15 protein-coding genes and 5 pseudogenes are annotated in these 20,869 nt (G+C 61.2%); 12 read left to right on the plus strand and 8 right to left on the minus strand.

What is annotated here, in order from left to right:
• Positions 1 to 273 precede the first annotated feature (273 nt).
• Positions 274 to 1,119, plus strand: coding sequence for a DUF1460 domain-containing protein (locus BVH03_RS13800; RefSeq protein WP_075961707.1), 846 nt, complete (start codon positions 274 to 276; stop codon positions 1,117 to 1,119).
• Between the two features lie 36 nt (positions 1,120 to 1,155).
• Here the strand turns inward: BVH03_RS13800 and BVH03_RS13805 are convergent.
• Positions 1,156 to 1,332, minus strand: a pseudogene (locus BVH03_RS13805) (gamma carbonic anhydrase family protein); the annotation flags it as partial.
• Positions 1,333 to 1,870: 538 nt separating this feature from the next.
• Complete coding sequence (locus tag BVH03_RS13810) at positions 1,871 to 3,991, minus strand: TonB-dependent siderophore receptor (protein WP_168175616.1); 2,121 nt, start codon at positions 3,989 to 3,991, stop codon at positions 1,871 to 1,873.
• Positions 3,992 to 4,582: 591 nt separating this feature from the next.
• Here BVH03_RS13810 and BVH03_RS13815 point away from each other — a divergent pair.
• Entirely contained in the window at positions 4,583 to 5,254 is a 672-nt protein-coding gene (locus BVH03_RS13815; protein WP_075961708.1) for a response regulator transcription factor, read from the plus strand.
• Here the strand turns inward: BVH03_RS13815 and BVH03_RS13820 are convergent.
• Positions 5,235 to 6,866 carry a hybrid sensor histidine kinase/response regulator gene (locus BVH03_RS13820; RefSeq protein ID WP_075961709.1) on the minus strand — a complete coding sequence of 544 codons (1,632 nt, stop codon included), beginning with the start codon at positions 6,864 to 6,866 and terminating at the stop codon, positions 5,235 to 5,237. The two genes, BVH03_RS13815 and BVH03_RS13820, sit on opposite strands and share 20 nt — an antisense overlap.
• Before the next feature lie 243 nt (positions 6,867 to 7,109).
• Here BVH03_RS13820 and BVH03_RS13825 point away from each other — a divergent pair, with 243 nt between their 5' ends.
• The 3 genes from BVH03_RS13825 to BVH03_RS26880 all read left to right on the plus strand — a co-directional run bounded on the left by BVH03_RS13825 (position 7,110) and on the right by BVH03_RS26880 (position 8,184).
• The gene (locus BVH03_RS13825; RefSeq protein WP_075961710.1) at positions 7,110 to 7,598 is read left to right on the plus strand and encodes a ProQ/FinO family protein; all 489 of its coding nucleotides are present in this window, start codon (positions 7,110 to 7,112) and stop codon (positions 7,596 to 7,598) included.
• A 121-nt stretch (positions 7,599 to 7,719) separates the two neighbouring features.
• Positions 7,720 to 7,881: a hypothetical protein gene (locus BVH03_RS26875; RefSeq protein WP_256574699.1), complete on the plus strand. Its 162-nt coding sequence runs from the start codon at positions 7,720 to 7,722 to the stop codon at positions 7,879 to 7,881.
• Positions 7,882 to 7,890: 9 nt separating this feature from the next.
• Positions 7,891 to 8,184: a hypothetical protein gene (locus tag BVH03_RS26880; RefSeq protein WP_256574700.1), complete on the plus strand. Its 294-nt coding sequence runs from the start codon at positions 7,891 to 7,893 to the stop codon at positions 8,182 to 8,184.
• On the opposite strand, the gene BVH03_RS13835 is transcribed toward BVH03_RS26880, so the two are convergent.
• Positions 8,181 to 8,402, minus strand: a complete 222-nt coding sequence (locus tag BVH03_RS13835; protein WP_075961711.1) for a hypothetical protein — start codon at positions 8,400 to 8,402, stop codon at positions 8,181 to 8,183. The genes BVH03_RS26880 and BVH03_RS13835 overlap by 4 nt on opposite strands.
• Before the next feature lie 195 nt (positions 8,403 to 8,597).
• Here BVH03_RS13835 and BVH03_RS13840 point away from each other — a divergent pair, with 195 nt between their 5' ends.
• Complete coding sequence (locus tag BVH03_RS13840; RefSeq protein ID WP_075961712.1) at positions 8,598 to 8,816, plus strand: hypothetical protein; 219 nt, start codon at positions 8,598 to 8,600, stop codon at positions 8,814 to 8,816.
• A gap of 24 nt (positions 8,817 to 8,840) precedes the next feature.
• Here the strand turns inward: BVH03_RS13840 and BVH03_RS13845 are convergent.
• Both BVH03_RS13845 and BVH03_RS13850 read right to left on the minus strand, forming a co-directional pair.
• Positions 8,841 to 8,978: pseudogene (locus BVH03_RS13845) on the minus strand (LuxR C-terminal-related transcriptional regulator); the annotation flags it as partial.
• A gap of 62 nt (positions 8,979 to 9,040) precedes the next feature.
• A pseudogene (locus BVH03_RS13850) lies at positions 9,041 to 9,208 on the minus strand (EamA family transporter); the annotation flags it as partial.
• On the opposite strand from BVH03_RS13850, the pseudogene BVH03_RS13855 reads away from it, so the two are divergent.
• The 6 genes and pseudogenes from BVH03_RS13855 to BVH03_RS13880 all read left to right on the plus strand — a co-directional run.
• Positions 9,201 to 9,377: pseudogene (locus tag BVH03_RS13855) on the plus strand (helix-turn-helix domain-containing protein); the annotation flags it as partial. The pseudogenes BVH03_RS13850 and BVH03_RS13855 overlap by 8 nt on opposite strands.
• A 430-nt stretch (positions 9,378 to 9,807) precedes the next feature.
• Positions 9,808 to 10,323 (plus strand): sigma-70 family RNA polymerase sigma factor, encoded by a 516-nt coding sequence (locus BVH03_RS13860; RefSeq protein WP_075961713.1) that lies wholly within the window; start codon positions 9,808 to 9,810, stop codon positions 10,321 to 10,323.
• Positions 10,320 to 11,243, plus strand: coding sequence for a FecR domain-containing protein (locus BVH03_RS13865; RefSeq protein WP_075961714.1), 924 nt, complete (start codon positions 10,320 to 10,322; stop codon positions 11,241 to 11,243). Before BVH03_RS13860 ends, BVH03_RS13865 begins: the two co-directional genes overlap by 4 nt.
• Positions 11,244 to 11,351: 108 nt before the next feature.
• On the plus strand, positions 11,352 to 13,775 hold the full coding sequence (locus BVH03_RS13870; RefSeq protein WP_075961715.1) for a TonB-dependent receptor: 2,424 nt from the start codon (positions 11,352 to 11,354) through the stop codon (positions 13,773 to 13,775).
• 424 nt (positions 13,776 to 14,199) lie between these two features.
• Complete coding sequence (hrpA, locus tag BVH03_RS13875) at positions 14,200 to 18,243, plus strand: ATP-dependent RNA helicase HrpA (protein WP_075961716.1); 4,044 nt, start codon at positions 14,200 to 14,202, stop codon at positions 18,241 to 18,243.
• Between the two features lie 277 nt (positions 18,244 to 18,520).
• The gene (locus BVH03_RS13880) at positions 18,521 to 19,429 is read left to right on the plus strand and encodes a serine hydrolase (protein ID WP_075961717.1); all 909 of its coding nucleotides are present in this window, start codon (positions 18,521 to 18,523) and stop codon (positions 19,427 to 19,429) included.
• 181 nt (positions 19,430 to 19,610) lie between these two features.
• Here BVH03_RS13880 and BVH03_RS13885 read toward each other — a convergent pair whose 3' ends face one another.
• Positions 19,611 to 20,162: a nucleotidyltransferase family protein gene (locus tag BVH03_RS13885; protein ID WP_075961718.1), complete on the minus strand. Its 552-nt coding sequence runs from the start codon at positions 20,160 to 20,162 to the stop codon at positions 19,611 to 19,613.
• A 125-nt stretch (positions 20,163 to 20,287) separates the two neighbouring features.
• Positions 20,288 to 20,490 (minus strand): annotated as a pseudogene (locus BVH03_RS26885) (LysR family transcriptional regulator); the annotation flags it as partial.
• Positions 20,491 to 20,869 lie beyond the last annotated feature (379 nt).

Raw genomic sequence — 20,869 nt, forward strand, 5'->3', positions numbered from 1 at the left:
CGAACCAACTCTATGGCTTCCCGCTTGAATTCAGGACTGTATTTCTTGCGCTTCATGAACACTCCTTCAGCTCGGTGTGAGCTTACTTGAAAGTGTCCGTGCTAACGGGGTAGAACCCTTTCGAAAGGACCACTCATTGAGCATCCCCCGCTATAAAAACCCTGAGTTCTACAGGGTTTACCTGCCCTTACCGGTGTATAGAATGTGGCGGTAAACCATCGGGGTCTAGCATGCGCCTAAGCGACATCGTCGCCATCACACAGGGTGAATGAGATGCGAAGAACTTTCTTTTCTGCTCTGGCCTCGGCCTTACTGGCCGGTTCCGGATTTTCGAGTGGTGCCGTTGCACGTACGGCGTTTGATGCTCAGCCCGGGATACAGCGTCCCGCCAACATGAGCCTAGATCCTTACACGTCACAGAAAGTCGCGGGCATTCTCGAACAGCGCCCAGGTTTTGATCACCTTTCCATCGGGCAGGTTATCGAGCGTATCTCCGGCTGGTTTCTGGGTACGCCGTATCAGGCGGGCATGCTGCACGGCGCAGAAAACACACCGGAACGATTGGTGATCGACTTCAGAGGTTTGGACTGCTTTACGTATTTGGACTACGTAGAGGCCTTGCGAGTATCCGCTTCACCAGCACAATTCATGCAAAGTGTAATTCAGACGCGCTATGTCGATGGCGATGTGAGCTTTCCGAAGCGTAAGCATTTCTTCAGTGATTGGGCTTACGGAGAAACGCACAACCTCGCGGATGACATTACTGCCCATATCAGCCCCGATGCGCTGAGCGTTGAAAAACACCTAAATGAGAAGGCCAACGGCGAGTCATATCTTCCCGGCCTGCCAGTGGTCAAGCGCACCATTCCCTATATTCCCTCTGAATTGATTGACGCGACGGTGGTGAGTCGCCTGCAAACGGGCGACCTGATTGGGATTTACACCAGGCTTCCAGGCTTGGACGTGACCCACACAGGCTTCTTCATCATGACAGATGAAGGCCCCGTTCTACGCCATGCGTCCTCGTCAAAAGCCAATGAGCAAGTGGTGGACTCGCCGTTCTTGGACTATGTCGCCAATGTTCCGGGAATTGTTATTTTCAGGATCAAAGCGTCATAACAATATGAAAGGCCTCGGCGACGGCGGGCGTGAGCGTTAGCAACCTGAGTGATCCCCGTTCTCGTTGGCATGCTGATCCTTGAGCCTCACATAGTTGCCGGCGGTGTAGCTGAAGAAGTTGCGCTCCTTGTCGGTTAACGGGCGTGCCTGTTTCACTGGGCTGCCGACATACAGGAAACCGCTTTCCAGCACCTTGCCCGGCGGCACCAGGCTGCAGATCGACCCTTTGCTATTACTGGACGCACAAGATGCCACAAACCGCTGAGACCCAAACCGCCAGCCCACCCGGCCTGGGTAAACCGCATAAGGCCGGGGATAGCCAGGGTTTTCCTGGCGGACGGGTTAGCTACTTGGCGCCACTGCCACTACCAACGGGCGAGTCTCCCCATGACTACGACCATACCATCGGTGAGGTAGATGGGGTAGAACCCGTTTGACCGCCGCTACTACCAGAGCATCGGCAGAGAGGGCTTCGGTAACTACTATGGCGAGCCGCGTAATTTTACGCTGACAGTGAAGGCAGACTTGTAGAGCACGACTGAGCGCTCAGCGGGCGCGCTAGCTTATGCTTCTTGGCTAAATTCGCTTCGTGTAAAAGTGACTTCAGCCGCGAGCCTTTTCGCTGCAATCAAACAAAGGCTGCCTCTGGCCGGAAGCAGCCAGTCACTGGTCTCCCTTGCTAGGCAACGCCAAAGGTGCGCTGGCCCCGGCGCACCCGCACCAGGCCACCCCCTCTGATCCTTCGCACTCCCTACAACGCCGTACGCATCACCAGCGCGAAGCCTCGCGGTTCGCCATAGATGTTGTAGGTATTGAGGTTGCCGACGCGTGCGTAGTAATGGCGGTCGAAGAGGTTATTGCCCATCAGGGCCAGCGAGGTCTTGCTACTGAATTCATAACCGACCTGGGCACTGGCCAGGGCATAACCGCCCTGGCTGCGTAGCGGGGTATCGCTGCTGCCATCGGTGCCGCTGCTGATATGCAGGCCGCCCCCGACGAACAGGCCCTTGAGGCCGCCATCCAGCAGGCGGTATTTGGCGTAGGTTTTCAGGGAGTGGCGTGGCTCGTAGAGCGAGAACTTCTCGCCGGGTGAGAAGCGGTCCTCGAGGTACTGGCTGGTCAGGTAGCTGTAGCCGATGGCGAGGTTGAGGTTGTCGCTGGGCTTGCCGCTGATTTCCATTTCCCAGCCTTCCACCTGCACCTCGCCAGCCGAAACGAAGAAGCCTGGGTTGTTCAGGTCGCTCATGGCGCGGTTCGTGTCGTTGGTACGGAACAGCGCAACGGAGGCGTCCACCGCGCCGTCGAGAAACGAGGCCTTCAGACCGGTCTCCCATTGCGCGCCGATTCGCGGTTCCAGGCTGGTGCCGCCGACCGTCTGCTGTGCCTGGGGGATGAAGAGGTCCGAGTAGCTGAGATAGCCGTTGAGGTTGTCGGTGAAGGCGTAGATCACCGCGCCGTAGGGCGTGAACTCGCCGGTTTCCTTGCGCGAGGCGTTCCAGGCGCTGGGGGTGGAGGGCGCGACGCTGCGGCTGCGGTATTCGAAGTCGCTGCTGCGCCCGCCGAGCACCACCGTCAGTGGGTCTGCCAGGGACAGGCGCACCTGCCCGTAGATGCCGTGCTGTGTGGTCTCGTTTTCGGAGCCGTTGGTAAACACGAAGTCGGGCTCCGGAACGACGTCCGGATCGTTTATCGGCACCCCGAAGAAGGGCGCCGCGTTGGCGCTGCGCGACTGGTTCGCCTGGCGATCCTGGTTGTAGCCCAAGGTGGCGTGGTGGTTTCGGCCCAGCGCGGAGAAGGGGCCGGTGAGGTACAAATCGAAGGCATTGCGCTCGGTGTCGCCATCGTTCTTACGGCGGTTGTAGCGGGCGATCATGCCGCTGTCGGGGTCGACGCCTGCGCCTGCCCCTGGTGCAGGAAAGGCATCCTTCCAGAATTTATCCTGGGTGCGGTTGATCAGCTTGCTCTTGAGCTGCCAGCCGTTGGCGAAGGCGTGCTCGAGATCCAGGGCAATTTCCGTGGTTTCGTAGGCGAAGCGTGCCCACTCTGGGTACACGTGCGTCGAGCGCGGCACATCGAGAAAGCGGCCGTCGGTGTAGGCCGGCAGGCCCATGCTCGGCGAGTCCATATGGTCTTCCTGGTGGCTGCCGGTCAGCGACACCACGGTGTCCGGGGTGAGCTGGTAATCAAGCGTGGCATAGCCGAGCCACTTGTCCTTGTGGCTCACATCCCAGAAATAATCCTGTTCCTGCCAGGCCGCGACCACGCGGCTGCGCAGGCGGCCCTGGGCATCCAGCGGTGCGCCGGCGTCGACCATGATGCGGCGATTGTTCCAGGAGCCGACCGAGCTGGTCAGCGACACCCCGGGCTCGTACAACCCGCGTTTGCGCACCATGTTGACCAGCCCGCCACCGCTGCCGGAGCCCATGAACAACGCGGCCGGCCCGCGTAACACTTCCACGCGCTCGTAGATGGCCATGTCGTATTCCTGGATTCCCGAGCTGCCGCCATACACCGGTACGCCATCGTAGGCCATGTCCAGGCTGTAGCCGCGGGAATAGTACTGCTGGGTGATGGAGTCCCAGGGCGCCACGGATACCCCGGTCACTTCGTTGAGCACGTCGCCGATGGTGGTGAGGTTCTGGTCATCCATGCGCGTGCGGGTGATGACGCTGACCGACTGCGGAATATTGATCGGTGCCAGGGCGCTCTTGGTGCCTACCGTCAGTGTTTCTGCCTTGTAGCTGGCGCGCTCTTCAACGGAACCGGAAACCTGGGTAGCGGGCAGGGTGCGGGTTGCGGTTTCAGCCCAGGCCTCTGTTGTCAGGGATGCCAGAGCGGTAAAGGCCAAAAGGCGGTAGGGAGGTTGGTTCATCAAAAGTGGCGCCAGAAAGAGGGGCGCAGAGATTAATAGTAACGTTATCATGTAGCATATGCTTAATGTAACAATATATGTCTAATATTGGTTTCCATGCTGGCTGTGCTCAGCCAGGGTAATGCGAGGGCCATCGGCCTTTTGCCCAGCTAGGGTCTGTTGCCGCTTCAGCGCGAGCCGCGTTGCCGCGAGAAATGGCCTCCGGTTAGGCGCAGGACGCAGGGAATGGCTATCCCTTGCCAAGTCCTGCAACGACAGCGGAGGCCATTTCCCGCGCAACCTAGGCGGCCCGACCCGAAGGGCCGGGCCAGTTTTTGCGCGATGCGGCGTTACACGATGGCTCATTTGGCCCGCCAAACTTCGCATCTCGTGCCTTGCCTCGCACAAAAACGGGCGCCGGCGCGGCCGTGCGTGAAACGGGAACAGACCCTAGAGTGATGAGCGGCGCAGCGGCGTCTGATTAGTCCAGTGAAGCCAGGTGGGTTCACCGCTGGCTTGGCCTTTCGCAGCCAGGTCTGTCACGCCCGGGCTGCGATGCCCACGACGATTGGAGTATGGTGTCGACCACAGACGCCCGGATGTTCACCGCAGATGCCTCAGGATCTTTTCATCGTCGCCGACGATCACCCGCTTTTTCGTGATGGGCTGGTGCGGTTGCTCGCCCAGGCTCGACCTCAGGCCATGATCAAGGAAGCGGCGACGCTGGATGAGGCTTTGCAACTGGCGCGAGCGCAGGCTCCGGCGGGCATCCTGCTGGATTTGATGTATTCGAGCGATAACGCGTGGGCATCCATTGCCGACTGGCGCCTGGAATTTCCGGCCTCGTTGCTGGTAGTGGTGTCGATGTGCGAAGACCCGCTGGTGGTCGAGCGCGTGATGAGCCAGGGGGCCAGCGCCTTTATCGGCAAGTCGCTTCCGCCGAGCGAAGTCGCCGACGCACTGACGGCTGCGTTGAATGGCGAGCCTGTGGTGCGCTGTGCATCCCAGGGCAGCTTTGCTGCGTACGAGCCGCCTGCTGCCGCCGACTGTTTTTCATCGCTGACAGCGCGGCAATTCGAGGTGCTGCAGCTCATCACTGACGGTCTGAGCAACAAGGAGATCGCGCAGATCTTGCGTATCTCGCCCTTTACCGTACGCATTCATGTGTCGGCGCTGCTCGGCGTTCTCAAGTTGAGTTCACGTTCGGCTGCCGCGGCGTTGGGCGCGCGGCATGGGCTTGACGCTGCGAATCGCGCTGCCCAGGTCAGGGAAGGGGGGCGCTGACCTGGCGCCCGGCCAATTCGGCGATGACCCGTTGTAGCTCGACTGAGCGCACAGGTTTGGAGAGCAGCGGCAGGCGTGGGTCCGGTAGCGCTGATCGGATTCGCTGCGGGTCGTGACCGGTGAGAATCACGGCCGGTAATGTGCGGCCATGCCACCTTTCCAGCTGCGCCAGGCATTCGATGCCGGTGGCTTCGCGGCCCAGATCGAAATCCGTCACCACCACATCGCAGGGCAGCGCGGCATTGGGTGGGCCGTCGATGGCGGTCACCTGGCAGCCCCAGGCGCGCAGCAACTTGGCCATCGCCTCCAGTACGCTGCGGTCATCCTCGATGAGCAGCACATGAATGCCTTGCAGGTCGGCGACAGGCTCGGCTGGCGGCAGCGCCCGGGCGGCCCGTTGGGGCGCGACTGCCGGCAGGCCTGCCAGGGTGATCGAGGTGCCGTGGCCGACTCTCGACGCGACGCTGATCTGCAGGTCGAGGAGGGTGGCGATGCGCCGGACGATGCTCAACCCCAGCCCGATGCCTTCCACATCGCGGTCACGTTCCTGGCGTACGCGATAGAACTCTTCGAACAGGTGCGGCAAGTGCTCCGCGGCAATGCCCGGGCCGCGATCATGCAGTTGTACGGTGAGGGTCGAGCCACGCCGACGACAGGCGATAAGCAGCGGTTTACCCGGTGCGTATTTGATGGCGTTGGATATCAGGTTCTGCAGCAGAGTACCGAGCAGCGCGGGGTCGCTGTAGGTCAGTGTGGCGGCACCGCGTAGACGGATGTCCACCCCGGCCCAGCGCGCGGCCTCGGTATTCTGCTTTTTCAGGTCGACCAGCAAGCGATGCAGGTCCAGGGTCTGTTTGCGCGGCATCACCTGCTGCTGGTCGAGCGTGTAGATATCGAGCAGCGAGCGGAAAAGCTGCTCGACGCTGAGCAGGGAGCGGTCGACGCTGTCGATCAGCTGATGCTGCTCGGCATTGAGCGGGGTGCCGCGCAGGCACGTGGTGAACAAGCCGATGGCGTGGATGGGCTGGCGCAGGTCATGGCTGGCCTGCGCCAGAAAGCGCGACTTGTCCTGATCGGCGCGCTTGGCGGCCGCCATGGCCTCCTGCAAACGCCCCAGCAGAAAATAGCTGAAAGTGGGCAGCACCAGCATGCTCAGCACCATCATCACCAGAACCGCCGGGTGCTCCTGCAGGAAGGGCACGAAGAACGCGATGAGCGTGAGGGACCCAAGGCCGAAGGTGGTGGCCAGTATCAGATAGGGCCGGCCGAAGCGCACGCCATTGCCGACCGTCATGCTCAACAGTACGCAGAATGTCGGCAGCAAGGTTTCCTGGCCGAGAATCATCACCGCGCAAGCGCCCAGGTTGTCCAGCAACATGGCGGCAACCCGTCGCCACACCATGGGCTGCGGCAGGAACCAGAGATGGGCGAGCAGCAGCAGCGACAGCAGCGTGAACAGCGTGCCGGTAACCAGAACGGCTCTGAGCAACTCGGCATCGAGCAGCCCCAGTGGGTACATGAGCACGGCATACAGCGATACGACGAAAACCACCACTAGGCGTAGCTGCGCCTGGCTGAATTCCAAATCCTCTAAACGAAACAGCGACTTCATGAAGGGGCTTCCGAAACCTGATCGAGCGGGCGACCTTAGCGGAATTCATTGCCGAGAGGGGCCATGAGTGGGTTGATGAGGACTGAAAACGAGGTTCTTGGGACGTTGCGCGAACCCTTCGAGCGCTCGCTTTGGCAGGTGCCCAACGGCGAAGCCAACAGTAAATGCCACTGTGGGCTGCCCTGAAGGGCTGCATGGGATAAGCTTGCGCCTTTAATCAACCACCAAGCTGTGAACTGAACGATGGGTTTTGAGCAACTAGCTGATCTACGCGACCGCCTGCGAGCTGAAAAAGAGCAGGTGAAGACCGAGAGTACCAAGCAGCGCAAGCGCCAGCCTGCCGCGCCACGCAAGCCTCAGGAACAGGATCCTGCTCTTGAGGCGATCTGGCGGTTGCAGAAGCATTTCCCACTGGCCTTCCCGGTCAACCCAGCGCCGAAGGTGCCGCTCAAGGAAGGCATTCTCAAGGATGCCGAGCAGCATCTGGAGAAGCTGGGCATCACTCAGGAGCAGCTCAAGCTTGGCCTGGCATCCTGGTGCCGGGGCGGTCGCTACTGGGCCAGCATGGTCGAAGATGCTTCGCGTCTGGATTTGAACGGCCAGCCGGTTGGTACGGTGACCGCCGCCCAGGCGCTGCATGCCAAGCAGCAGGCCAGGCGGCAGCGCAGCCAGATGCGCCGCGCTCAGCAGAAGCTGAAAGAGCCGGCTGCAAGCGCTGAAAGCGATGCCTGATAGCGCAGCCACCATGCGCTCAGCCTTCTCGCGTTAGCGAAAACTGGCGAACCGCTGCCAGAGCGAATGGCGCCAGCCGTTCGTTCAGGGCAGCGCCGTGCCTTCCGAGGAACCTTCCTTCATGCTGGGTAAACCGCGCCTGTGCCTGGGCGCCTTGTTCCTGACGCTGCTCGCTGCCTGCACCGGCAAGCCAGTGGAGCGCAAGGTGGTTTACGAGAACTCGGTGTACCACTGGCGCATCGAGCACGTCATCGTGCGTAACTTTCCGGCGAGCAGCCATTAGTACTTCGAGGTGTTCCTCAAGGATCGGCCGCTGGTCTTGCCGGCGTCGGCCTTCAACGATCAGCGCGATATCGGACAGTTCATCGCTGCCGGTGGCTTCGATGTCGGGCACTGGCGCAACAAGTCGATCGTGGTGGCGTTCGAAAACATTCAGAAACGCGAAGGGCAGGAGGTGAGGCTGATCCGCTCGGTGATGATCACTCCGGATTTCAGCGAAGGCGAGGTGGTGCTGACGGACATGTACACCCAGCAGGAAGTGGTGGTGCAGCGCGTCGAGACAGGCGACCGAAGCGTTGCCGACTAGGCTTCGCGTTGCAGTAGCACGTTGGCTTCGCGGGCGATGGCCAGGATGTTGGCCTTGGATTGCCTGCACAGGTGCGCTTCGATGGCGCGGATGATCTCGTCGGTGACGGTGGAGTTCTGTGCCGCCACCAGAGCTTCCAGGCGCGGGGCCATGCCGACGGGCAGGCATTTGAGAATGTCGGCGCCAAGGTTCAGGGGGCAGTCTTCGTTCAGATTCATTGTTGTGTCTTCCGTGAAAGTGGCTGCAGGCACAGAAAAGTGTGAACGCGATCTAGATCCGAGACGGGCCATCGCAAATGGTTCCGGTTTTATTTTGCATATCGCTAAAACATGAACCACTCTGCATTAACGCCACGGGACAGTGGCGACCTTGCCTTCTTGTGTGCCTGTCGAAATCCATGGAAAGGGTTATCTATGAGCGCCAAACCTACCAATCGCCAACTCGCCGATTACCTGGGCCTCTCGGAAGAGGATGTCGGCAGTTACCGGCTCGACTCCATTCGTGAGGGCAGCCATTGGCGCATCGCCTTCGCCGTCGAAATGCCCACACGCCTGCGCGGCAGACTACCCGCCTGCCTGATGGTGGTGGTGCCGGATAGCAGCCAGTTGAGCTGCTCGCTATACCCGCGCTGATCGCCTTGTTGCAGGTCGCTTTGGCTAGCCGCGCTGCGCCTGCAGGAACAGGGCGAACAGCTCTGACTGCGACTTGATCCCCAGCTTGCTGTACAGGTGTTTGCGGTGCACCTTCACGGTCTCCGAGGAAATGGCCAGCTTGCGGGCGACTGCCTGTAGAGACTCAGATGCGCGGCTCATTTCAGAACTGGTAGGCATTTTCTGCCTACCAGCTTATTTCTCCGTCAGTGCGCGCTGGATTCGACGCTCTTGCCGCGCGCTGAAACGACCGTCGCGAACACGATCAACGCAGCGCCGCCGAGCATGCGCAGCGATGGTTCATCGGCGAACAGCAGCCACGCGCCGGCGATGGCGTACACCGGTTCGAGGGCGATGATCATGCCGGAGCTGCGCATCACCGAGGGCCGCCGGCTGCTGCAGCATTCCGATCTGCCGATCGTGGATGTCAGCGTCGCCTGCGGTTTCGTCTCGCCGAGCCATTTCAGCAAGTGCTACACGGCCTATTTCGGCAACTCGCCGTCCAAGGAAATCCGCCACGGCTATGTGAAGTCCAGCCGCTAGTGGCCCTGGCTTTGCTCCGCGCGGCGTCTGAGCCGGAAACTCAGATCCACGGCCATGCCGATCTCCTGCAGCGTACGATGAGCAAAACCATCAGATACCGCTGCATAGGAGCGGCAAGTCGTTGCCGCACAAAAGCCTGATTGCCACCCAGGCCTTCCGCTTATCAGCCCGCGAGCCTCCATCCCGGGGAGGCCAAACCGCAATCATGCTAGCGCTTTTCAGCATGGCCAACAGTGTCGCGCGTACTTGCGTTCAGCCTGGCTGAACGCAATGGGCCTGCATCCATGGCAAACCTCGTTCCAACTGCCAGCAGTTAAAGGCGGTGGCTGATCCATCAAGGGCGAGGCTCCCGGACTCACTTCCCAATAAGACCCAGGCGCCATAAAATCGCGATTTATTCCTATTCGCATTCCTGCTCGGGTAAAGGTCAATGTCCAGATCGGACACGGAAGTCGCTCACCATGATCATCTGCACGCCCTGTACCGTGACCACAGCGGCTGGCTACGCGGCTGGTTACGCAAGCGCCTGAGCAATTCGGCGGACGCCGCCGACCTTGCCCAGGATACGTTCATCCGGGTCATGGTTGCGCGTACTGCCAGCTCTCTGCAGCAACCACGGCGCTACCTGACAACCATCGCTCGTGGTCTGGTCATTGACCTCTATCGCCGGCGTAGCGTGGAGCAGGCCTACCTCGATGTGTTGATGTCCAGGCCAGAGGTGCACGCGCCGTCTGCGGAAACCCGTGCAGTAATCCTGGAAAGTCTTCTGGCCATCGATCGCATGCTCGATGGCCTCGGCCAGCGCACCCGGCAAATTTTCCTTGCTGTGCAGCTGGATGGGCTGACTTACGAAAAAGCTGCCGAGCGTTTTGACGTGTCGGTCACCACAGTGCGCAAGCACCTGGCGAAAGGCCTGATGCATTGCCTGTTGATGGATGAAGAATGAAACAGGCACTCGCCCAGGCAGTTGAATGGTATGTACGCCTGCATGACAGCGCGGCCACGGAGGTCACTCGTGCCGAGTGGCAGGCCTGGCTTCAATCTGACCCGCTACACGCCAAAGCCTGGGATCGCGTTGAAGCGTTGCGCCAACGCTTGAGTTTGGCACCAGATGGCTATGCCGCTGCCACCCTCGAGACGGCGCGGCAGCAAAGGCGCGCTGCGTTGAAAACGCTTGCCGTGCTACTTGGCGTCGGCGTTACAGGGTGGGGAAGCTACCGGGCTTCACCATTGAGCGCGGACTACAGCACAAGTGTCGGACAGCGTAAAAGAACCACGTTGCCTGACGGCAGCTCGTTGGTACTCGATACTGACACCCGGGTGGATGTGCAATTCGATTCGTACAAGCGACTGATCGTCCTTCGCCAAGGCGCCATCCTCGTGGAGACCGCAAAGGATGCTCGCCGATTGAGCGTGCAGACCGCCGAGGGCGAAATCGAGGCGCTGGGTACCCGCTTTACGGTGCGGCAGAACGACAGGCTTACCCAGGTATCCGTCGAAGCCCACGCCGTAGCAGTACGGCCGCGATTGGCCTCTGGCCAGAGCATCCGTGCTGAAGCGGGGCAGGCCGTGAGCTTTTCTGCTGCCAGCGTCGGCCCATTGAGGCTGGCCAACGCGCAGGGTTCAGCGTGGACGCGCGGGATGCTGGTGGCCGTGGACTGGCGGTTGGACGATCTACTGGTCGAGCTGTCCCGCTATCGCCACGGGTTCCTCGGCTGTTCGCCGGATATTGCGGGGTTACGGCTTTCGGGAACCTTCCTCCTCGATGACACTGAAGGTGCTCTAGCCAATCTGGAGGACTCGCTTCCCGTCCAGGTTCGCCGCCTCACTCGCTACTGGGTAAGGGTGGAAGCTCGGGCGGTGTAATCAGAGATTTTTTTGCACAGAGGGGTAACAGATTTTCATTCCTGTTTCGGCTCTACCTGCATGTGCGCATCAGACGCACACATTGCCAACGCTGACAGGAACATCTCCATGCAAGTACGCACCACCTTTTTCACCAGCAGTGCCCGGCCGACTTCTCTTGCGCTGTGCCTGGCCGGCTCGATACTCGCGGCTTCGCCGGCGTGGGCAACGCCTCTCAACTACGACATTCCTGCCGGCAGCCTGGCGGCAGCGCTCAGCGAATTTGCCGCGGCGAGTGGGGTGATGATCACCTTCAGCTCGGAAGATACCGCTGAGTTGCGCTCGCCAGGGCTGCAAGGCAGCTACGAGCTGGAGCAGGGCTTCGCACGGGTACTCCAGGGCAGCGGCTTGCGCGTGGTGCAGGCTGGCGAAAATCGCTTCGTATTGGCCAAGGTGGAAAACGCCGGGACCATGGAGCTTGGCGCCACCACTATCAATGCGGCTGGCCTGGGTACTATGACGGAAGGAACCGGCTCCTACACCACCGCTTCCACCAACAGCGCGACCAAGCTGGCGCTATCGCTACGCGAGACGCCACAAACGGTAAGCGTGATGACTCGCCAGCGCATCGACGATCAGCAGCTGAGCACGCTGAGTGATGTGCTCAAGCAGGCCCCAGGCCTCTCGGTGCAGAACATCGACAGTGAGCGGGTGAACATTTATTCGCGTGGTTACTCCATCGACAGTTACCAGCTCGACGGCATTCCCACCACCCTGGTCGTGCAGACCAGCGCGAGCCCGCAGAGCATGATCGACACCTCGATCTACGATCGGGTCGAGATCGTCAGGGGCGCCACAGGGCTCATGACCGGCGCGGGCGATCCCTCTGGCAGCGTCAACCTGATCCGCAAACGGCCCACCTCGGATTTCCAGGGCTCGGTCAGCGCCGGTGCTGGTTCGTGGGAGACATACCGCACCCAGGTGGATGTGTCAGGCCCGTTGACCGACGATGCGCGCTTGCGCGGGCGCACGGTCGTGGCCTATCAGCAGGGCAACAGCTTCATCGACCACTATCAGCAGGAAAAACAGACCTACTACGGCATTCTCGAGGCAGACCTTACTGACAGCACACTGCTCACCGTGGGTTTCGACTACCAGAAGAACGACCCGCGTGGCGTGTCATTCGCCAGCTTCCCGCTGTTCTACAGCGACGGAGGGCAAACCGACTTCTCGCGCTCGACCAACGCCGGCGCCCGCTGGAGCTACCGCCAGCAGAACACGCTCAATACCTTCGCGACGCTCGAGCAGGGCCTGGCCAACGACTGGTCATTGAAGGTGGCCGTCAACAACATGTACAGCACCCGGGAGTATTCCCTGGCATCGCTCAGCGGCGGCACGCCGGATCGCGAGACCGGAGAGGGCGCCTATCTGTATGGAGGCGACGGCTACGGCTCCCAGCGTCAGCTCGGTATCGATGCCATGGCTCAGGGGCCGTTCCAGCTATTGGGGCGCGAACATGAGTTGGTAGTCGGCGTGAGCGGGTCGGAATTTCGCGACTACAGCGATCCGGACGATGATGATCTGGAAATGCGGCCGGCCAACATCCATGACTGGAACAACGATACCGATCGTCCTATCTCGGTAGGCAAGCTGATGAACGACGATACGACTATCCGTCAGAACGCAGCCTATCTGGTGGCGCGCTTCAAGCCCACGGATGACCTGTCACTGATTGTCGGTGCTCGCGTCGGCGACTACAGCTACAAGAAAAAGGCCATCTACAACCCGCCTTACACCCGTTCGTCCAACTCCGCCGAGACGCGTGAAAGCGGCTTTGTCACGCCCTATGCCGGAGTCGTTTACGACCTCAACGAGATTCATTCTGTCTACGCCAGCTACACCAAGATCTACAGACCACAGTCCATTCGCGACCAAGGCGGCAAAACCCTCGAGCCTCGCGAAGGTGACAACTACGAAATTGGCCTGAAAAGCGAGTTCATGGATGGCCGGGTCAACACCGCCGTAGCGCTTTACGAGATCCAGCAGGACAACCTCGGCGTAGCCACCGGTGAGACCGTTGTGGGCACGGTGCGTGAGTCGGCCTATCGTGCGGTGGCAGGTGCTAAAACACGCGGTATCGACATGGAGATCCATTGCGAGGTACTGACCGACTGGAACGTCAGTGCGAGCTACAGCCACAGCGTCACCAAGGACGCCGAGCGCGAGCGAATCAGAACCGAAGCGCCGGCCAATCTGGTCAAGCTCTGGACCACCTATCGGCTACCCGGTGAGCTACAGCAATGGACCATCGGCGGAGGGATGAACTGGCAGAGCGGGGTGAGCCTGACCACCAGCGAGGGCAAGGCTACCCAGGAGCAGTATGCGGTGTTCAATCTGATGGCCCGTTACGATATCACCAAGAATCTGAGCGCCTCTGCCAATCTGAACAACGTGTTCGACAAGAAATACTTCAGCTCCCTGGACCCGACCTTTTTCACCGGCTACTACGGTGAACCGCGCAATGTGATGTTCAGTACGCGATACGCCTTCTAGAGCCTGTAGGAAGGGGCAGACAACCTGCTCCGAACGCTCACTGCAAATACACCTCCCTGGCCCGATGGCAGGCCAGGAAGGTGATGCATGTCACCGTGGGCCATGGCGGCCAAAAGGGCAAAACGGGTACCAACCCATGAACGGTGCGCTTTTAGCGAGACAGGGTTGCTGCCGGCTGAAGTCTAGTTTGGGAGAAGCGAGATTTGGCATGGCGGGGAGGGAGCGCTCACTGCTCTGGGATAATGAGTTAGTCGGCTTGGGGCGAAGTTGCTAGCGACTAGAAGATGGGACAGATTTATTGGCTCGGCAGGCTGACCGCCTCCAATAAGAAGCCCTCGCTCGCCCTCCATCGACAGCCCACCCTGCACGCCTCACCCCGTAATCTGCGACAATCGGCGCTTTCCCGCGAACCGCCCCGAGCCTGATGACCGACGCCCCCTTCGATATCGCCGCCCTGCACAAGAACCTCGACCATGCCCTGATCGCCGACCGCCATCGTCTGCGCCGGCAGTTGCACGAGCTGCAGAAAAAGCCCGACGAGGCCAAGCAGGCGCAGTGGCTGGAGCGTTTTCAGGCGTCGTGCGCCAAGGTCGAGGCGCGGCGCTTGAGCGTGCCGGTGATGCGTTATGACGACGCCTTGCCGATCGCCGCCAAGCGCGACGAGATCAAGGCGGCGCTGGAAAAGCATCAGGTGCTGGTGATCGCTGGCGAAACCGGCTCGGGCAAGACCACGCAGCTGCCGAAGATCTGCCTGGAGATCGGCCGCGGCCAGCACGGGCTGATCGGTCATACCCAACCACGGCGTTTGGCGGCGCGCAGCGTGGCTACGCGGGTGGCCGAGGAGATCGGCACACCGCTCGGTGAGCTGGTCGGCTACCAGGTGCGTTTCGAGGATCAGAGCAAGGACAGTTCGCTGATCAAGCTCATGACCGACGGCATCCTGCTCGCCGAAACCCAGCACGACCGCTACCTGGAAAAGTACGACACCATCATCGTCGACGAGGCCCACGAACGTAGCCTCAACATCGACTTCCTGCTCGGCTACCTGAAAACCCTGCTGCCGCGCCGCCCTGACCTCAAGGTGATCATCACCTCGGCGACCATCGACCTGGAGCGCTTCGCCAAGCACTTCGGCGGCGACGGGCTGCCGGATGCGCCCATTGTCGAAGTTTCCGGGCGCACCTACCCGGTGGAAACCTGGTATCGCCCGCTGGCTGCCGAGGTGGACGAAGAGGGCGAACGCCTGCTCGATGACCTGACCGTCGACCAGGGCATTCTCGCGGCGCTGGACGAGATCGCCGCCCATGAGAAAAGCGTCGGCCAGCGCCCTGGCGACGTGCTGATCTTCCTGCCCGGTGAGCGCGAGATTCGTGATGCTGCCGAGGTGCTGCGCAAGGCCAATCTGCGCTTCACCGAAGTGCTGCCGCTGTATGCGCGGCTCACGCCGGCCGAGCAGCAGAAGATTTTCGCGCCCATGGCCGGGCGCAAGATCGTGTTGGCCACCAACGTGGCGGAAACCTCACTGACGGTGCCGGGCATTCGCTACGTGATCGACAGCGGCACCGCGCGCATCAGCCGCTACAGCTACCGCGCCAAGGTGCAGCGCCTGCCCATCGAGGCGATTTCCCAGGCCAGCGCCAACCAGCGCAAAGGCCGTTGCGGACGGGTCGAGCCGGGCATCTGCGTGCGGCTGTACAGCGAGGAGGATTTCCTTGGCCGGCCGACCTTCACCGATCCGGAAATCCTGCGTACCAACCTGGCGGCGGTGATCCTGCAGATGCTCCATCTGCGCCTGGGCAGCATCGAAGATTTCCCCTTTATCGAACCGCCGGATGGCAAGGCCATCAGCGATGGTTTCAACCTCTTGCAGGAACTCTCGGCGGTCAACCGCGAGAGCCAGTTGACGCCCCTGGGCCGCCAGCTCGCACGCCTGCCCATCGACCCGCGCCTCGGCCGCATGGTGCTCGAAGCAGCCAAGCTCGGCAGCCTGCAGGAGCTGCTGATCGTCGCCAGTGCGCTGTCCGTGCAGGATCCGCGCGAGCGGCCGATGGACCGCCAGCAGGCCGCCGACCAGGCCCACGCGCAGTGGAAGGACGTCGATTCGGACTTCGCCGCGCTGATCAATCTGTGGCGTGGCTTCGAGGAAAAACGCCAGGAACTGGGCAGCAATCCGCTGCGCACCTGGTGCAAGAAGAACTTTCTCAACTACATGCGCTTGCGCGAATGGCGCGATGCTCACCGCCAACTGGTGCTGCTCGCCAAGGATCTGCAACTGGCGCCCGCCAGGGCCGCGGCGCAAACCGCCGAGGACGGCAAGCCCGTGACGAAGCCGGTGCAGGCGACCACCGATACCAAGGTCAACGTGATCCTGCGCGAGCAGGCTGAGGCCAGCGAGGCGGCGCAGCGTGCCAAGAGCTATGCCGCGGTGCACAAAGCGATCCTCAGCGGCCTGCTCAGCCAGATCGGCCAGAAAGCCGAGGAGGGCGATTACCAGGGGGCGCGGCAGCGGCGCTTCTGGGTGCATCCATCATCGGTGATCGGCCGCAAGAAACCCAACTGGATCATGGCCGCCGAACTGGTCGAGACCACCAAGCTGTTCGCCCGCCAGGTGGCGAAGATCGAGCCGGACTGGATCGAGCCGCTGGCCGGCCACCTGATCAAGAAGAACCACTTCGAGCCGCACTGGGAAAAGAAGCGTGGCCAGGTGGTAGCCTACGAGCAGGTCACCCTGTACGGTCTGATCGTGGTGGGGCGCCGCCCGGTGCATTACGGACCTATCAATCCGCAGGCTTCGCGTGAGCTGTTCATTCGGGAAGGGTTGGTGCGCGGCGAAATCAACAGCTGCGCGAAGTGCCTGAACGCCAACCGCCAATTGCTGGAAAAACTCGACGAGTTGGAAGCCAAGGCGCGCCGCCGCGATATTCTCGCCGACGAGGAAACCCTGTTCGCCTACTACGAAGCGCGCATTCCAGCGGATATCTACCAGGCCGCCACGTTCGAGAGCTGGTACAAGCGCGAGAGCGCCAAGGACCCGCAGCTGCTGATGATGCGCGAGGAGGACGTGCTGGCTCGCGAGGCGCTGGAAGTCACCGCTGCGCAGTATCCGGACACCCTGCATATCGGCGAGCTGCAATTGCCGCTCACCTATCACTTCGAGCCCAATCACCCGCGCGACGGTGTGACCCTGCGCGTGCCGGCGCCGCTGTTGCCGCAATTACCAGCAGAGCGTCTGCAGTGGTTGGTGCCGGGGCTGATCGAAGCCAAGGCCATCGACCTGGTGCGCGGCCTGCCCAAGGCCATTCGCAAGAACTTCGTGCCGGTGCCGGACTTCGTCGGCGCCGCCCTGAGCAAGCTCACCTTCGGCCAGGGCAGCCTGCCGGAAAGCCTGGCCCGCGAGCTGCAGCGCATGACCGGTGCGCGGATCGACGCCGAGGCGTGGATCGAAGCCATCCGCCAGCTCGAAGACCACCTGAAGATGAACATCGAAGTGGTCGACACCCACGGCAAGCCGCTGGGTGAAGGCCGTGACCTGGCCGAGCTAACCGCCCGCTTCGCCGAGGCCAGCCAGGCTGCATTGGCCATTCCGCAGGCCGACAAGGTGCAGAATCCGGTGGAGGCCAAGGGCTTTGACCAGGTCGCCGAGAAGACTCAGCAGAAGGTAGCCGGGCTGTCCATGACCGTGTTCCCGGCGCTGGTCGAGGACGCTGGCGTGGTCAAGGAAGGGCGCTTCCCGACCCAGGCCGAGGCCGAGTTCCAGCATCGTCGCGCCTTGCAGCGCCTGCTGCTGCAACAGCTCGGCGAGCCCGCCAAGTTCCTGCGTGGCAAGCTGCCGGGGCTGACCGAGCTGGGCCTGCTGCACCGCGAACTGGGCCGCGTCGAGGCGCTGGTCGAGGACATCCTGCTGGCCAGCCTGGACAGCTGCATCCTCGATGGCGAGCAGCCGCTGCCGCGCGACGGTGCTGCACTGGCCGCCCTGGCCGAGAAGAAGCGCGGCGCCTGGACCGAACACGCCGAGAAGCTGGCGCGCCTGACCCTGGAAATCCTCAAGCTGTGGCACGGCCTGCAGAAGCGCTTCAAGGGCAAGATCGACCTGGCCCAGGCCGTGGCGCTCAACGACATCAAGGCGCAGCTGGGCAACCTCGTGTATCCCGGCTTCGTACGCGAAACCCCGGCCGAATGGCTCAAGGAACTGCCGCGCTACCTCAAGGCCATCGAACAACGCTTCGACAAGATCGCCGCGCAACTGCAACGCGACCGGGTGTGGAGCGGCGAGCTGGCCGGCTATTGGGAGCAATACCAGGCGCGCCTGGGCAAGCACCTGCAGGAAGGCAAGCGCGACCCCAACCTGACCCTGTACCGCTGGATGCTCGAGGAATACCGAGTCTCCCTCTGGGCCCAGCAGCTGGGCACCAGAATGGCCGTGTCGGACAAGCGCCTGAGCAAGCAGTGGAGCCAGGTGGAGGGGTGATTCAGGCGTTGGTCGGTCGTGGACATGCACTGTTCAGGACCGGCTGAGTGTGTTTGCTTCAATCGATCTGACGGAAAAGTGCCGGAAGCGGTCATCGGTGGGGTATTTGTGGGAGCGGGCCATGCCCGCGAAAAATCACGGGCATGGCCCGTTCCCACAATAAAACAGTGAAGGCTGCTCTACCTTCTTCCTGCCAGTTTTCAGACCAATAAAACTCACTGCTGCACCTTGCGCCGCTTTTTGCTCAGGACGCTTCGCCAACCCACGGAGACAGGTGATGTCAGCATTTTCCAATTCACTGGTCATCAATGGCCAACTTCTCACTACGGCCCCGTCGGAGCAGATCGTGCCATGGTGGAGCTTTGGCAAGACCTTGCTCGCCGCCACGGCGCTGACCTTGGTGCGTGACGGGCTGCTGAGGTTGCACGAGGTGTTGCCTGCTGGTGCCTTCACCTTGCGGCAACTGCTCAGGCATGAGGCGGGATTGGCCGATTATGGCGAGCTGGCTGACTACCATGCCGCCGTTGCCCGTGGCGATGAGCCTTGGTCTGCGGATGAAATGCTCGAGCGCCTCGAAGCGACGCGGCTGCGCTATCAGCCAGGCGTCGGCTGGGGCTATTCCAATGTCGGCTACCTGTACATCCGCCAGCTGATCGAGGCCGTCACTGGCGAGCCTCTGGAAAATGCTATTGAGCAGCGGGTCATACAGCCCCTTGGCGTGTCAGGAGTCCGCTTGGCGAGAGCGCCAGCAGATTTGCACGACGTCGATATGGGCAGCGCTGCCGTTTATCACCCTGGTTGGGTTTATCACGGGCTGTTGGTCGGCCGCGTGTCCGATGCCGCGTTGCTGCTGGACCGGCTATTGGGTACAGGTCTGTTACCCGAGCCTCTGCTGGTTGAAATGCAGACACGCCGCGTATTGGGAGGCCCCCTTGCAGGCCGGCCGTGGGTCGTAGCGGGTTATGCCCTGGGCTTGATGCAGGGCGATGTGGCAGGAGGCCTGACCCTCAGCGGCCACACCGGCTGTGGGCCGGGTAGTGTAATTGCGGCCTACCGTTGCACCTCCGACGCCGGCACTGCGACCTGCGCGGTATTCGGGAAGGATGCTGGTGAGGGCGATGTAGAGGCTGAGATGGTTACCTCGATCAGCCACGCACTTGCGTCTGTTCGGCACGCAATTAAGTGATGCGCGTTCGAGGACCGGGTCGAAATGGATCTACTCCTGCTTTTGTGGGAGCACGCCATGCGCGCGAAACTAGGGAGCGCAGGATCCTACGCTACTGCGGCTCGCAGCATAGCCCTTGGGGCGAGTGTGGCTCTTGACGTCCGCCGTGGCGGATCGGTGAAGCGTGATCCACTCTACGGGCCTAGTCGAGCACGGTGAGGCCAGGCCATTTCGTCAGCCACTGTTTGTTTTGCAGCCGCTCGACAAACAAGTGTCGCTTTTCTTCCCGAAATCTTTCGGTTGGTCGCAAGACGAGGTTGAATAGATCATCCAAACCAAAGGGCGCGGCAATCTCCAGTTCGTCATTCACCGCCAACCTTACGGCGACTGCCGTTGCGGTTTCGGGCCAGCAAGTCATCGCATCCGTTGCGGATGCATAGGGTCGATCGCCGTTGCGCAGGTGAATGCGCGCCTGGTTCTTCACCGACCAGTTGAAGCGGTTATCGACCTGCAGTAGTTGGGCTTCGAGCTCGGTATCTCGTTCAGGCAAAGCACTGTCGGGATCGAACCAGATCACATCGATATCGGGCGGTAGCGAGCATGCAACGTGACCATGCAGGTGATTCCAGACGGCACTGCGGACGAACCCCGCTGCCACCCAGCAATCGGGCAGCTGCAGCGCTCGCACATGCTGCAGTATCTGCCAGCGCAGCGAGTCGGCTCTTAGAATCTGTTCAAAGTCTTGTATGCGCATGAAGCGGCAACATCAGCAATAGCGGCCGTTCGCCGCGCCCGCTACTTTGCCAGTCAAAGTCGACGAACCGGGGTTCAAAGATTATAAGCATGCTCTTGACAGTACCCGCGGGCTGTTGAAATGACTCACACCCTATCACTCTGTGCAAACTCTTCCGCCAGAAACTCATTCAGTGTGCGTACTGAGGGCAGTAGGCCGCGGTGGGGGAGGAAGATGGCGTGAACGATGCCGCGTTGGGTTCCCAGTCCGGCAGCATCTCCACCAGTGGGCCGGCATCCATGTCCTCGCGTACGGCGACCCATGCTATATGGGCGATGCCGACGCCTGCTGGGCATCAAGCGCTTCTTGGCGAAATAGTTGATTGTCGGTCATGGATACATAGAAGCACTGATGAGACGCGCAGCGCTGCAATACACTCGACAGGCGATAGTGATCGTTAGTTAAAGCAAAACGTGGTCATATTCGAACCAGAACAAGCCCGATGTTTTGGCTGCAAGAGCCATCCTAGATATACAAAGCATCACGTTAGGCCCCGATATGCATAGGCCTAGCGCGATGCAGCACAGACCCGGTGGTCTGGTTAGTTTTTACGGGTTCTACCCCATTTCCACGGACGGTTTGAAAAGGGCTGAAAACTTCAGGTCTTGCCGGGCGACTCTACGACGCATTCGTGGGTTATGAAACCGTTCGATGTAGTCGAATAAATC

This window comes from Pseudomonas sp. PA15(2017) (assembly GCF_001945395.1).
GTDB lineage: Bacteria > Pseudomonadota > Gammaproteobacteria > Pseudomonadales > Pseudomonadaceae > Aquipseudomonas.